Annotated in this window: 12 protein-coding genes; 6 read left to right on the plus strand and 6 right to left on the minus strand. The window is 49.6% G+C overall.

The window, feature by feature from the left end:
* Positions 1–235 precede the first annotated feature (235 nt).
* The 4 genes from QCB44_RS00320 (at position 236) to QCB44_RS00335 (ending at position 5218) form a co-directional block, all read left to right on the plus strand.
* On the plus strand, positions 236–1588 hold the full coding sequence (locus QCB44_RS00320; protein WP_279407215.1) for a dihydroorotase: 1353 nt from the start codon (positions 236–238) through the stop codon (positions 1586–1588).
* Positions 1589–1747: 159 nt separating this feature from the next.
* The gene (locus tag QCB44_RS00325; protein WP_279407217.1) at positions 1748–2953 is read left to right on the plus strand and encodes an HDOD domain-containing protein; all 1206 of its coding nucleotides are present in this window, start codon (positions 1748–1750) and stop codon (positions 2951–2953) included.
* 85 nt (positions 2954–3038) lie between these two features.
* Positions 3039–4409 carry an NAD-dependent succinate-semialdehyde dehydrogenase gene (locus QCB44_RS00330; RefSeq protein ID WP_279407219.1) on the plus strand — a complete coding sequence of 457 codons (1371 nt, stop codon included), beginning with the start codon at positions 3039–3041 and terminating at the stop codon, positions 4407–4409.
* Positions 4410–4426: 17 nt separating this feature from the next.
* Positions 4427–5218, plus strand: a complete 792-nt coding sequence (locus tag QCB44_RS00335; RefSeq protein ID WP_279407220.1) for an EI24 domain-containing protein — start codon at positions 4427–4429, stop codon at positions 5216–5218.
* 86 nt (positions 5219–5304) lie between these two features.
* On the opposite strand, the gene QCB44_RS00340 is transcribed toward QCB44_RS00335, so the two are convergent.
* Entirely contained in the window at positions 5305–6558 is a 1254-nt protein-coding gene (locus QCB44_RS00340) for a DEAD/DEAH box helicase (RefSeq protein WP_279407221.1), read from the minus strand.
* 32 nt (positions 6559–6590) lie between these two features.
* Entirely contained in the window at positions 6591–7961 is a 1371-nt protein-coding gene (gene ppnN / locus QCB44_RS00345) for a nucleotide 5'-monophosphate nucleosidase PpnN (protein WP_279407222.1), read from the minus strand.
* A 68-nt stretch (positions 7962–8029) separates the two neighbouring features.
* Here ppnN and QCB44_RS00350 point away from each other — a divergent pair, with 68 nt between their 5' ends.
* Entirely contained in the window at positions 8030–9133 is a 1104-nt protein-coding gene (locus tag QCB44_RS00350; protein ID WP_279407223.1) for an AI-2E family transporter, read from the plus strand.
* 67 nt (positions 9134–9200) lie between these two features.
* Positions 9201–10295: an MBL fold metallo-hydrolase gene (locus tag QCB44_RS00355; RefSeq protein WP_279407224.1), complete on the plus strand. Its 1095-nt coding sequence runs from the start codon at positions 9201–9203 to the stop codon at positions 10293–10295.
* A gap of 328 nt (positions 10296–10623) precedes the next feature.
* Here QCB44_RS00355 and folE2 read toward each other — a convergent pair whose 3' ends face one another.
* From folE2 to QCB44_RS00375, 4 genes are all read right to left on the minus strand, one after another.
* Positions 10624–11586 carry a GTP cyclohydrolase FolE2 gene (gene folE2 / locus QCB44_RS00360; RefSeq protein WP_279407225.1) on the minus strand — a complete coding sequence of 321 codons (963 nt, stop codon included), beginning with the start codon at positions 11584–11586 and terminating at the stop codon, positions 10624–10626.
* 201 nt (positions 11587–11787) lie between these two features.
* Positions 11788–12846: a GTP-binding protein gene (locus QCB44_RS00365; RefSeq protein WP_279407226.1), complete on the minus strand. Its 1059-nt coding sequence runs from the start codon at positions 12844–12846 to the stop codon at positions 11788–11790.
* A gap of 8 nt (positions 12847–12854) precedes the next feature.
* Complete coding sequence (locus QCB44_RS00370; RefSeq protein WP_279407228.1) at positions 12855–14207, minus strand: FAD-dependent oxidoreductase; 1353 nt, start codon at positions 14205–14207, stop codon at positions 12855–12857.
* A gap of 144 nt (positions 14208–14351) precedes the next feature.
* Positions 14352–14693 (minus strand): metalloregulator ArsR/SmtB family transcription factor, encoded by a 342-nt coding sequence (locus tag QCB44_RS00375; protein WP_279407230.1) that lies wholly within the window; start codon positions 14691–14693, stop codon positions 14352–14354.
* Positions 14694–14854 lie beyond the last annotated feature (161 nt).

Below are 14854 nucleotides of genomic sequence, written 5' to 3' on the forward strand. Positions count from 1 at the left end.
TTTGGATTTAAGTCTTGGTGATAGAACGTTGCGAACGATTCAGTAAAACCGTTTCAGATCGTTGCTTTCAGCCGAATTCAATCTATTTATTCTACTCTTCTTGGTCTTAATATGCATGTGCATAAAATCAGTAGGCCTGTTGGGAAAAACCCTCAAAATTCAGACAATTCGGGCTAAAATAGCCATAAACTTTTAACCGCTAAAGTCCAGCCCCAAGTGAGAGAGGAAGTAAGTCATGAGCGAATCGCCCCAAACTCTGCCAACGATTTTGATTACACAAGCGACCATTGTTAACGAAGGCCAGCAAAAAGTTGCAGATGTGCTGATTAAAAACGGTCGGATTGAGAAGATTGCCGATGGGATTGATGCGGCGGCGGATCGTGTGATTGATGCTCAGGGGTTGCTTCTGCTACCGGGAATTATTGATGACCAGGTGCATTTCCGTGAACCGGGCTTGACCCAAAAAGGGGACATTGCCACTGAATCCAAGGCGGCGTTGGCCGGAGGGACGACCTCGTTTATGGAAATGCCCAATGTGAACCCTCCCACCACCAGTATTGAGAATCTCGAAGCAAAATACCGCTTAGGGGCGGAAAAGTCTTGGGTTAACTATTCATTCTATTTTGGTGGTACCAACGACAACATTGAAGAGTTAAAAAAGGTCAATCCACGCAATGTGTGTGGAGTAAAAGTGTTTATGGGCTCGTCTACCGGAAATATGTTGGTAGACCAAGAGCAGGCGCTACGCGAAATTTTTACTCACAGCCCGATGTTGATCGCCACGCATTGTGAAGACACCCCGATGATTAAGGCACAAGAGGCGAAGTACCGCGAACAATACGGAGAAGAGGTCCCCATGTCAGCGCATCCGGACATCCGTTGTCGAGAGGCCTGCTACAAATCGTCGTCTTTTGCGGTAGATTTGGCCAAGGAAACGGGGGCGGATCTGCATGTGTTGCACATCACTACGGCCGAGGAGTTGGCGCTGTTTGAACCCGGTCCGATAGAAGGTAAAAAGATTACGGCGGAAGCGTGTGTCCACCACCTGTGGTTTAGCGATTCCGACTATGAAACCAAAGGATCGTTGATCAAGTGTAACCCGGCGATAAAAAAACAGTCGGATCGCGATGCGGTTCGTCAGGCGGTTAAAGAAGGGCGTATTGATATCATTGCCACGGACCACGCGCCGCATACCCTGGAAGAGAAGGATAATAGTTACTTCAAGGCTCCGGCCGGTTTGCCTCAAGTTCAACAATCGTTGTCTGCCCTGTTGGATATGGTGCATGAGGGCGTTTTTGATTTGGAAACGATCGTGCAGAAAACGGCGCACAATGTCGCCATTCGCTATCAGATCGAAGATCGTGGTTTCATCCGCGAAGGGTATTGGGCCGATTTAGTGCTGGTGGATATGCATAAGCCACACACGGATGATAAGGCGCATAACCTGTACAAATGTCAGTGGTCTCCATGGGAGGGGCATACCTTTAAATCCAGCGTCATCAGCACCATTGTGAGCGGTGAATTGAAGTATCATCAGGGTGAATTTGCTGACTTTACGCCCGGACAGCGCTTATTGTTTAACCGTTAATTATTTTGGCAATATTTTTAAAAGGCCCAAGGACGCGGTTTTAATATTGCCAGCAGGCTACTGTCGGAGCAGGATGCGCGCAGACCTGATTTTAGTTGAATGTACCTGGAAAAGAGCGTACAGTTTGAGTAAATTCGCCATAAATAATAAGGTGGTGCAATGCAAAAATCGGAAGTCTATATTGGTCGGCAACCCCTGCTGGACGGGCAAAAAAGGTTATTCGCATACGAGCTTAAATTTCATATCGGTATGAATCCGAATGGACATACCGAACCCGCCACTGAAGCGCTGATTGATAAGATTGAAAATGACATTGGCTTTGCCGCCATTGTGGGGAGTTACCCTTGTGTTTTAAAGTTGCCCGCCGGTTTGCTCAGGCCTGAAAGGATTCCCAACTTCAGCTCAGATCATTTAGTCGTATTGGCCATCGGACGAGAGGTTTTGCAAAGTGCGGATGTGTTGCGTAATTTGAAAGCGTTGAAACAGAAAGGCTATCAGTTTCTGCTTGAAGATTACATGGGCGATGAGCAGAGCGATAAACTGTCGACCATTGTCAACTATGCCAAGATTCGGGTAGACAATTTCAACGAACCGCAGCTTAAAGAGATGGTGGAATCGTTGCATCAGCGTGATATCAAGGTGATTGCCGATTCAGTGGAAACCGAAGAAAGCTATCAGCATCTGCTTCAGTTGGACTTTGATTATTATCTCGGCTATTTCTTTACCAATCCAACCGTCCTTAACAACCGAAAACTGTCCGGTAACAAACTCAACTTGTTGCAGTTAATGGCAAAGGTCAATGCGCCGCAAACCAGTTTTGATGAGCTGACCGAGATTATCTCTCAAGATGTCGGTCTTAGCCATAAGCTTCTGGTCGCGATTAACCATCCGGCGAACGAATTGCCGGTACACGTCGAAACCATTGCGGACGGACTCAAATACATGGGGCTTAAGCGTCTCAAGTTTTGGGTAAACTTATTGATGCTCTCCAATATGGAGGATGTCCCTCAGGAGTTGCTGACGACCTCCCTGCTGAATGCAAAGTTCTGCGAGATGATGGCGATGCAAACCGGGCGAGGCCAAGAAAAAGACAGCTATTTCTTGGTTGGTTTGCTGTCGCATTTGGACGCTTTTTTCCAAACCACCATGGAGGAAGTTGTCGACGCCTTGCCTCTCGAAGAGTCTCTGACCAAGGCATTGGTGTTACATGAAGGCAAGATGGGGGAGATATTGACGGTGTTGAACGCCATGCAAAAGGGTGATGAGGACAACGAACATCTGACTTTCGACTCTCTGGGTATTGTTCAAATCAGCAACAACTATGTCGCCTCTGCCGCTTGGGCGCAACAGGCCGTGATGGCTTAAACTCAACGCATCACAAGAGGGCATTGATCGCCCTCTTTTTATATAATCAAGCCTATTTTAAACAGAGATAATTTGGAGAACCCTAATGGCAATGCAGTCAGTCAATCCGGCTAACGGTGAACTCTTAGCCACCTTTGAAACCTGGGATCAGGACACCCTGGATGAAGTGGTGACGCAAGCGGGGTATGCCTTTTCGGATTGGTCTAAATTGACGCCGATCGAAGATCGTTGCGCTTTGGTACGCCGTGTGGCTCAAGTGTTGCGTGACGACAGTGATCTGCTTGCCGAATTGATTACTTTGGAAATGGGCAAAACGCTGGCGGAAGCGGAAGCGGAAATAGAAAAGTCTGCTTGGGTGTGTGAATTCTATGCAGACAAGGGCCCGGAATTTTTAGCGGATGAGTTGATTGAGACAGATGCCAGCAAGAGCTATGTGGCTTACCTGCCATTAGGGCCGGTATTGGCGGTGATGCCATGGAATTTCCCGTTCTGGCAGGTATTCCGCTTTGCCGCTCCTGCGCTGGTGGCGGGAAACATTGCCCTGTTGAAGCACGCCTCCAATGTGCCGCAATGTGCGTTGGCGATTGAAGAAGTCTTCCGCAAAGCCGGTTTTCCAGAATATATCTTCACCACTTTGATGATTTCCGCTTCTCAGGTAGAAAGCGTGATCCGCCACCCTGCGGTGCGCGCGGTGACTTTAACCGGCAGTGAGCCGGCGGGACGTAAGGTCGCGGCGATTGCCGGCTCTGAATTGAAAAAGACGGTGTTGGAGCTGGGCGGGTCGGATGCCTTTATTGTTCTGGATGACGCCAAAATGGATGAGGTCATTCAGGGGGCGGTCAAAGGTCGATTCATCAATATGGGGCAGAGCTGTATTGCAGCCAAACGCTTTATTGTCGATCAGTTTATCGCTGAAACCTTTGTTGAACGCTTTAAAGAGGCGATTGAATCGCATTTTGTCGCTGGTGATCCTTTGGATGAAAAAACCACTTTAGCGCCAATGGCGCGTCAAGATTTGCTGGACGAACTGCACGATCAAGTCATGCGCTCCGTGGAGATGGGTGCCAAAATCGTCACCGGTGGTTATCAGCTCGATCGTCCGGGATGCTACTACGCACCGACGATTTTGACTGATGTCACCAGTAACATGCCCGCTTACAAGGAAGAGTTGTTTGGCCCGGTTGCGGTGGTGCTGAAAGCGACAGAACCAGCACATGCGCTGGGTATCGCCAATTCAGTCGATTTCGGTTTGGGTGGTTCCATCTGGACCGGTGATCTGGCGACCGCTGAAGCCATGGCGCGTGGTATGGAATCGGGTGCCACCTATGTGAACAGCACCACTTTTTCCGATCCGCGTATGCCGTTTGGCGGGGTAAAAAACTCAGGATACGGGCGAGAGCTTTCCTCACAGGGCATTCGTGAATTTACCAATATCAAATCCATCTGGATTAAGTAACCGAGGGCAAAGCGCACATGCTTGATCTGTACTGGAAAACGTTATCCGACCTGAAAGAACCGGCCATTTTGTGGCGGCTGTTTGTTCCGTTTGTGGCGGCGATCATTTTGGTTTCTTTAATGGGCTACGGCATTTTCGGACTGTTTCTGGTCAGCGACTTCTTTACCCAGAATCCTATGGTTCAGGAGTTTCATGCCTGGTCGGAAGCCGCCGAGCAGAGTATTGGTTCCATTCCATTGATCGGCGGAGTGTTATTGTGGGTGATCGGCCTGTTTGTCTCCTTGGTGGCCGGTGTCCTTGGACTGCTGCTTGGCAGTTATCTGGTATTGTTGTTTGCGATGGTGATTACCGGCTTCATGACCGATTCACTGGTTAAGGCCGTGCATGACAAGCACTATCCGCACACGCCTTATTACGGTCATGGCAGCATGACGGGCATGTTGTGGAAGTTGCTTAAGTTCGGCCTGTTGCTGTTTTTGCTGTTCCTGGTCACCATTCCCATGCTGTTCATTCCGTTGATTAACCTGGTGTGGTTTTGGGCGCTGGGTTTCCTGTTCTTCCGCTATTCCGTCGTGTTGGATGTGGGGCAGGTGATTTTGCCGGAACCGTTATTTAATCAGGTGAAAAGTCTCGATAACTGGACACCGACGCTGACCTTGGGCGGTTTTTTTGCCTTGAGTTTTCTGCCGGTTCTTAGCCTGTTTGCCCCAGTCTTTGCAGTGATTGCGATGGCGCACTACTATTTCGATTTGCTCTCGTCACAACCTCAGGCCAATCGAGATGTGCCGGAGAATATCCCGGTTGACTGATTACAAACCCACGATTTAAAACTGAACAGGCCTGGTGAGCATCATTCCCACCAGGCCTGTTCAGTCTTAAAGGCAGGTTAAGCGGTTTATTTGGCGGTTTTTTTCTTGCCGGGCTTGGCCTTTTTGCTGCTTTTGCTTTTTTTAGTCGAGTCTTTCTTTTTAGATTTCTTTTTCGTCGGCTTTTTCAATACATCTTTGAGCTTGAAGTTGGCTTCCAGGCCTTCGATTTTTGCAATCGGCAGGGCTTGGCCAAGATGGTATTGAATGCGCAGCAGATTATCGATGTCGTGGCGTTCCACCAGGTTCACCGCTAAACCGACCTGTTGGGCGCGACCGGTACGGCCAATGCGGTGAATGTAGATATCACCGCGAAACGGCATGTCGTAGTTGATCACGTGGGTCACATTCAACAGATCCAAACCGCGTGCCGCGACATCGGTGGCGACGAGGATTTTGATTTTGCCGCTTTTGAATTTTTTCATCTTTTCCAGGCGTACCGCCTGGATAAAGTCGCCGTGTAATACCTGGGCAGACAGGTTGCGCGATTGCAGCCATTCGGTCACTTCAATGGCGCGCTCTTTCTTGTTGCAGAACACGATGGCGCTTTCGCAGCTGGCGTCACTGAGAATGTTCTCCAGTAACGCCTGTTTGTGCGCTTTGTCGTTCGCCAGATAGACCAGTTGCTGAATCTGCTCGGATTTCTGATTAGGGGCGTCAATCTGAATGGTGACCGGTTCGTCCAGAATCTCTTCGGCAAATTTGGTCACCCCGGAACCCGCCAGGGTGGCTGAGAACAGGCCTGCCTGAAAATCGCCCGGAATGGCTTCCAATAAAGCCAAAACATCCTTGCCCTGCCCCATATCGAGCATGCGGTCCGCTTCGTCGATAATGACCATCTCGATTTCGGACAAATTGACGACGCCTTCCGCCATCAGATAGGTCAGACGGCCAGGGGTGGCGACCAGAATATCAAACGCTTCCTGCAGGGTTTTGCTCTGGTTGGATTTATCAAAACCACCGGTAATGATGGCGGTTTTGAAGTTGCAGAAAGTGCCGAGTTGCTTGATGACTTTGTGAATCTGAAACGCCAGTTCACGCGTAGGGGCCAATAGCAGTACGCGTGGATGGCGTGCATGTCTGGGTTCGTCCAACAGATACTGCAGCATCGGCAGGACAAACGCTGCGGTTTTTCCGGTACCGGTGGCGGCGCCGGCGAGCACGTCGTTGCGTTCCAGCATCGCTGGAATCGCTTCCTGCTGAATGGGCGTGGGTTTATTAAAGGCCTGTTTTTTAATGGCGCTTAACAGTACGTCGTCGAGATCAAAATCTTCAAAAGTCATGCGTCTTCCGCTCAAATGGATCGGTCAATTTGTTATCGGATAATTTTGTAGCACGGATTATACGTGCTTGCGTCGATCTTCATGCGTTTTTGTTCGATAAACTGCTCAAGGAGCTCATCCAAAGCATGCATGATCTCCGGGTCTCCGTGGATTTCAAAGGGGCCATGGAATTCGATTTCACGAATGCCATCGGCCTTAACATTACCGGCGACAATTCCGGAAAAGGCCTTGCGCAGCTGACTGGCCAGCTGGTGTGCCGGCTGATTACGGTGCAGATTAAGTTCCGCCATGTTGGCGTGCGACGGCATAAACGGTTGCTGCAGATCGAATTCGATGTGCAGGCGCCAGTTGTAATAGTAGGCGTCGCTGCTTTCCTTGCGATCCTGACGAACGATTTCCATCGATTCACGCATCTGCCGTGCCACTTCGGCCGGATTGTCGATAATCACATGCATCCGTTGCGCGGCCTCTGCTCCCAAGGTAGTTTCAATAAAACGGATGATGCTGTCAAAGTAGTTCTGGCTGCTGGCCGGGCCGGTGAAAATCAGCGGAAACGGCATCGATTGATTGTTCGGGTGTAACAGGATGCTCAACAGATAAAGGATTTCTTCCATCGTGCCGACGCCGCCGGGGAAGACGACGATGCCGTGTCCGATGCGGACAAACGCTTCAAGGCGCTTTTCAATGTCGGGCAAAATGCACAGCTCGTTGACGATCGCATTCGGGGCTTCGGCGGCGATAATCCCCGGTTCACTGATACCGATGTAGCGTCCGTTCCGGTAGCGCTGTTTGCCGTGGCCAAGTACGGCCCCTTTCATCGGACCTTTCATGGCGCCAGGGCCGCAGCCGGTGCACACGTCCAAATGACGCAGACCAAATTCATAGCCCTGGTGTTTGCTGTAGTCGTACTCTTCGCGAGTGATGGAGTGGCCCCCCCAGCACACCACCACATTCGGCAGGGCGCCAGGTACCAGGAGACGCGCATTGCGTGCCATATGAAATACCGCATTGGTAATGCCGCTGCTGTCATTCAGATCGTATTGGCCCGACTCGAGAATTTCATTGCGGGCATAAACCAGATCGCGCAGCACCGCATACAGGTGTTCTTTAAGCCCGACGATCATTTCGCCATCGACAAAGGCATGTTTCGGTGGGTGTTTGAGGATGAGCTGAACGCCGCGTCCTTTGACGTTTACTTGAATGTCAAAATCCGGGTAGGCCTCCAGTAGCGCCAAACCGCTGTCATTTGGGGAGCCGGTGTTTAAAACGGCGAGCGCACACTGACGGAGCAGGTCGTTAAGACCGCCGGCGCTCATGTCGCTGAGCTGAGAGGCTTCCTGTGATGACAGAATTTGCAGTGAGCCTTGAGGGCGAATTATCACTTTGTCGATATTCGGGTTCATGATAGGGTACCTTTTATTTTCAGTACGATTTTCTCAATACGATTCGCTTATCTTCTTGAGGTTTTATTATGCGCGCGAATGCTCCCTATGAGGAAGGCTTTTTACTTATTTTACTCTTATTGGCTCTGTTTGGCCTGTTATGGCTATTTTCTCCGTTTTTGGAAGCCTTGTTCTTTGCCATGATTCTCGCTACCGCCAGTTATGGCTTTTATGACCGCCTTTTACAGCGAGTGAATGGGTCACAGACAATGGCGGCTTCAGGTATGAGTTTACTGGTATTTGTCGGCGTAATTGCACCGGTGACGTATTTGTTGGTGGAGGTGAGTTTACAGGTCGGACAGCTTTATGCCAGTGCGCAGGCCTGGTTTGGTCAGCAAAATGCGGAAAGCCTGATGGAATTGAATCAAGCGGTATTCAGTTATTTGCCATTGAGTGAGGAGACGCAGTTAAGCCTTCTGGAACAGCTTAAAAACAATTCCGAAAAGATCATCGGTTTTGCGCAAAAAGTAACGCTGTTTCTGCTTGAAGGCATCGTTGGCAGCACCTCGTCGTTTCTGACCTTTTTGGGGCTTTCCGTGTTCGCCTTGTTTTTCTTTTACCGCGACGGGCATCGCATTGCGCATCACATCAAAATTCTGTCGCCTCTGGAAAACTATTATGACCAGATGATTATGAACCGTTTTGCCAGCCTGTCTACCGTACTGACTCTGTCGGTACTCGGCATTGCGTTGATGCAGGGGGTCTCCTTTGCGATTGTCGCCTGGTTGCTGGGATTGCCCGGATTGTTTATTGGTATGGCGGTGGCGGTGGCGTCGTTTATCCCTGTCGTCGGCGCCGCCCTGGTATGGATTCCGGTCGCGGTTTTTGCTTTGGTGCAAGGCGACTATGTGACGGCGGCGGTGATTGCGTTTTGGGGAGTGGTGGTCACCGGCTTTATTATCGATAACATTATGCGCCCGGTGATGATTAATCGCATTACCCGTTCGTTAGGCGAAACGGCTCAGGATTTAGCGGTGGCCAACCATACCTTGATGACGGTACTCTCCACCTTTGCCGGACTGATTCACTTCGGTGTTATCGGCTTGTTTTTCGGTCCGGTGATTGCCGCCATGGCGATTACCATCTTTGATGTTTACGAGCATAAAAATTCCAACTTGCTTGATAGAACTTAGTAATAATCCCCCTTGAATTTAAATGTTAAGATGGCGGTGCACTGATTTTCTTTTAGGGGGAGAGATCATGAAAAAAAGCCTGTTAATGCTCGCTTTGTCATCTGTTTTTGCAGCGTCCGCTGTATCGGCTTCGACGGCCAATGAGGATCCTTATGTTGCCGGTTTTGAGGCTTATGCCAAAGAACTCGGCAGTTACAGCGTGACGCTGGAAGAGTCTGTAGAAACCTACGCTAAAGATGTTAGCCAGACGGAGAAGAAAGCCGGATATATCGGTAAGGTGTTGCCAATCCCGCAAGCCCAAGAGGTCACCGACGGTGTCTACACCGTGGTCGGAAGCATGATTTGGCACAATCCTGCCAATTTCGGCCTCAACAATAATCTGTCGTTTATTGTTTTTGAAAACGGCGTCTTTGTGTTTAATGCGGGAGCCAATCCGGCTCTGGCATACAGCTTGCATCAGCAAATTAAACAGGTTACCAACAAGCCGGTTAAGTGGGTCGCAGTGGAAAATAATCAGGGGCACGCCTATTTAGGCGCGAGCTACTGGGTGGATGTGGGGGTTAGAAACCTTTATTCCAGTTCGATGGCCAACCAGCAGTTTAATGACGCCTTTGACTTCATTAAGGATGAGTGGGGAACCCGGGTCAGTAAGGCTTTGACCAATTCAGCTCGCAATGTGTCTGACAAATTCACCACCTTCGATGGTGAAATGCAGGTTGATGTCGGTGGTGGCGAAGTGGTGATTCTCAAGGATTTCGGTCCGGGGCATACTCCGGCGTCCACCAGTATGTACATTCCATCGCGCAAAGTGCTGTTGACCGGTGATCTCGGGTTTAATGAGCGTATGCCGGTGTTCTTTAACTATACCGATTCGTTTGCCTGGGAAGGTTCCTATAAAAATATGATGGAGAACATTCCGGCCGATACCTTCGTGATTCCAGGGCACGGCACGCCGGCGGATATGGCGACGATTAAGCGTCAGACGTATGATTATCTGGTGTATCTGCATCAGGCGGTACAGAAAGTGGTGGATGCTGGCGGCAATGGTGAGGAGGCTGAGCAGGTGGATCAATCGATGTATAAAGATCGTCCGGTGTTTGATCAGGCGGCGAAGAATAACGCACGGCATGTCTACAACGAAATCACCGGCGGTGATTTTTAATTTGCGGTAAATTTTGAGCATTTCTGTGTTGGAGCCGAACTTATTGAGTGTTACTCAACTTCGTTCGTCTCCGCCTTGAACTGCACTAAAAATTTCCACGCAAATTAGATCGTGTCTGATTTCGTTGTTAAACAGACGCTCATTTAGTGTTACTAAACTTCGCGTCTGTTTGCCTAGAAATCCCCCAAAATCATCTCCCAAATCGTTCATACATTTTGAGCGGCTTCTTTGTTGAAAAACGGCTCATTTGGTTTTACCAAACTTCGCTGCCTTTCGCCTTGAAGAGCCTCAAAATAATCTCTCAAATCTGTTTTCAAACAGGAGTCGCTTATTTCATCGGATCCATCAGGTTGGGATCGTCGATATAGCCGTTCTCCACGCCTTTGGTGACGATGGCGACGGCATCGTGCGGGTGTAGGCTTTCCAGGTGGTTAACGCGTACCCAGTAGTCCAGATATTCCGGGTTCTGTTCCAGTTTGTTCTGCAGGCGACGCCCGGCGTCTTCACAGAACATCAGGTTGGAGGCGTTCAAACGCGCAAATTCCTGTTCGTCTTCACGCTTAACAGTCGCCTGCACCGGTGTTTGCAGCGCGTCTTCAATCTGGTTGATCAGATCGGAAATTTGCAGATGATCGCTCTCTTGAACTTTGACTTTGACCTGAGCGTAAGAGCGCTGGCTGTGCGGTGTGGCATTAATCCCTTCCGGCGTGCCCAACCAGTCTACCACCGTTTGGTAGTCCAGTTCCTTCCCGGCAAATTGGGCTTCAAACGCTTCCTGAATCAGTTGGCGCGACAGGGCCGCCGAACATGGACAGGTAGAGGAGTAAGGGACTTCAATCGACAGCTCGCATTCAAATGTACCATTGAGCAGTTCACCTCGTAACGTAGCAGGATAGTGCTTCCAGCCACTGTTATCGCTTTTAAGCGATTTACGGCGCTCATAGTAATCGAACTTGAATTCAACAAAAGCGTGGGTGCTTAACCCCTGATGCGATTCAATGAATTTCTCCAGAATCGCGCGTACGCTTTTTGGTGTCAAAGCCTTTTCAGTCGCCATCTGGTCCAGTAACAGGTAAAGGCGGGACATGTGAATCCCTTTGCTCTGCGGGTCAATCAGATTGACATACGCCTGAGCTTGAGAGGAGACGCGAATGTCGATGGCTTTCGAACCATCGGATTGAGCTTGTTTAACTAAAATGGGGAGTTCGATTCCACTCATTCCAACCCAGTTCAGTTTTCCGCTAGGGCCAAAATGCGGTTGGCATGCGATATCGGGCATGTGCTTGGTCATGCAATTTCCTTCGACTTTTTAAATGAGTGAGCGTCAAGGCCGTTTGATTTGAAATGGCGCTCTGAATTGGATTTCAAGCGGGCTCCGTCGCTTTATTTTCAATGTTAAAGAACGGCAATTGGGCCTGTTGAAAAATCCAAAATGAAAATGAAACGCAATTCTAGCAAATTTTTACACGTCGCAGAAATTTTAATGACAGTTTTACGACAAATTAAGGCAGCTAAGTAATTGAATTTCAATATTGTTGATAGGGTTTTGCGTTTTGTTGGATAGAGAGACAACGGGGCCGGTTTTGAAAATCAGTTCCAAGCGACTGTCTGCTCGCCAGGCGATCTCTTCAAAGGTGAGTTGGTCGTCACTCCAGTTAATCAACTGCCACTCTTTTCCTGTTTTAAGCAGACCTTTTGCGCGTTGCAACTGTGGCGCGAGTTGTTGGAAAAACGTTTTCAGTTGCACGCGATTGAATGGTATCTCTGAACTAAAGCGCCAGCCTAATGCGTTAAGGTTGGCAACTGCCGCATTCTGATTTGAGCCTGAATAAGTAGCCTGGCAGCTTTCTATTCCGGGCAGCGTGCTCGGGTAAGTTACGGTACGGGTTTGCAGCTGGTTTAAATGGGTGTCCAGGCCGTGCAGTAAAATAAATGGTGCCGGTTGGTGTGCTTGCTGCACGTCTGTGAGTGAAACCTGACCGAAATTGAGGGGGAGTATGGCTTTTTTAGGCGGATAGAGCGTCTGCAGGAATCGGCAGGCCTGTTCGGTTTGTGCTGGCGAGGCCTGATCGGTTTTGTTGACCAAAATGATCTCCGCCAGATGCATCAGGTCGCGCATCACCGCCGATTTTTGCCAACGTTCCGGGGTGAGTTGCATCGGGGTGATGACACCGATCACGGCTTGTACGGCCAAAGTTCGGGAAAAGGATTTCTGTTTGAGTACGTCGAGCACTTTGGCGGGATGGCCCAAGCCGGTCGGCTCAATCCATAGACGGTCAAGTTCCGGCGACAGGCTGGCGAGTCGTTCAATGGCCTGTTGCAGGGTGAACTGGGCGGTGCAGCATAGACAGCCGCCGCTGACTTCGACCACTTCCATGTCCGGGTGTTGGCTTTTCACAGTGGCGGCATCAATGTCAATGTCGCCAAATTCGTTGATTAGCAGGCCCCAGCGTTCGTCCGCCGGTTTTTGTTTGATCAGGTGTTGCAGGGTGGTGGTTTTGCCGCTGCCGAGCAGGCCGGTAATCAGGTGAACGGGCAGCGGACCAGGCATGGTAAGGGCTATTTAAAGAACAGTAGGTCTTCGCCGTCTAACAGGTCGTCAACCAATTGTTCTTTATTGAGGTTGGCGCCCAGACGCTCGGCAATGATCTGGGCATCGCGATAGGCGTTGCCTAGACAGGTGGTGGCTCCCGGAGACGGCGTCATATTGAAGATCAGATTTTCGTCTTCTGGAACAATGCTGGCTTCCCCCAATTTTAGTTTCATTTCGGTCTTGTCGATGACTTGAGGGCGTAAGCCGCCAATGCCTTCGGCATACTCCAAATCTTGGGCTTTGACATCAGGAATGATTTTTTGTGCGTCCTTAGCAAACAGGCGGGTACGCAGCCATGGAATTTCAAAGGCGAAATTGCGGAAGATGTAGTTGCGGATGGTGCTGTCTTTCATCAGATCCCAGAAAACTTTCAGCACCTTGAAGTCCAGCTTCAAACTCTTCCAGAAATCCCAGTAGGTTCCACCGGTATAGCGTTCCAGTTTCGGCAGTACCAGCGCGGTTGGCCCTAGGCGGGTTTTGTCCATTTCAACCAGGTCCGGATCACCGTGCAAGGCGGCAAACGGCAGTTTGTCGTTTTGCATGGTGTAGACCTTGCCGTTGAGCATTTTAGGCACATAGTAGAAACTGCCGGCCATTGGCAGAATAGACATGTCCAGTCCGTGACCAAGCTGGTTGGCCAGGAGCAGGCTGTGTGCACCGGCGGAGACCACGACAAAATGCGCCAGGAAGGTACCTTGCGGCGTGGTCAGTTCGTAGTGGTCTTCGTATTTGGCAATTTTTTCAACCTGAGTGCCCAGAGAGACATTAATCTCTTTGCCATACTGGCGCGCGCTGTTGATAAATGACTTTGACAGGTTGCCATAGTTCACGGCGGAATATTCGTCGGTGCAGCCGGAGGCGAGGATTTTTTCCGGGCGCGGTTTGCCGTCTTTTAGGGCGACGCTCGGTTCCACTTCGGCAATGCGTTCCGCATCCCACAGTTCCATATAGGGGAAAGCCTCGGCAAATTCGTGGTGGCGCTTTTCCAGACGCTCACACTCTTCTTCACCGACGGCAAGAATCATTTTTGGGAACTTGTAGAGGAAATCGTTTTTGTCGGTCTGTTCCGCATACTTCACCAGCATGTTCGCCTGGCGTTTAACGATGATCGCCTTTTCGAGAGTGTAATTGGTTTCGATGTCACCACAGTGCAAGGTTTGGCTGTTGCTGCGCGCATTGGAGTTCAGTGGCGCCAGCGAACCGTATTTTTCCAGGACGGCAATGGATTTAACATCACTGTATTTTGATAATACATAGGTTAGGGCGCAGCCGGAAATGCCGCCGCCCACGATGACCACATCAAACACGCGATTCTTCATTTACGAAACTCTACTCAAAATTTATGAAAACCGAGCCGGGTATTATATTAAAGTTTGATGATATTTATCGGGTTTTTATTGAAAAAAGAGTGGCTTGCGGCGAGTAGGAGTTAAATTGAGGATAGGAAAAAATGAACAGTCTGCTTAGCGCGGACAACTTCTGGGGGATTTCTCGTAGTCGATCAAACGCGCCAAGTCCTGTTTGCACTCCGGCGTGCGGTGCAGATAGTCTGTGAATGGTTGCAGATGAATCTGCGACAGTGCGGATTTTTCCAAGCGGTAATGCATCCAATTGCCTTCGCGCCAAGCGCTGACCAGGCCGGCGTGCTTTAAATAAGCCAAATGACGAGAAATCGTGCTTTGGCCCTGTTCTAAAACCGACACCAGATCACAGACGCATAAAGAGTCTCTTTGCAGGAGTAGATACACAATGCGTAACCGTAAAGGTTCTGAAAGTGCTTTGAAAATATGTGCTAGAGAATCCATATGGGTTGTGTTTTGGCAGAAGATTAATTTGCGGTGTCTTTTGGGTGGTCTGTTCAATCTTGCCGATACTATAGCATAGCTGCGTACGATATTTACACGAGTGGTGTTGTGTAATTATTGCTACATTTTTCTGATGAATCAACCGTTACGTTTAAGGTAAT

It is taken from the genome of Thiomicrorhabdus sp. zzn3 (assembly GCF_029767755.1).
GTDB lineage: Bacteria > Pseudomonadota > Gammaproteobacteria > Thiomicrospirales > Thiomicrospiraceae > Thiomicrorhabdus.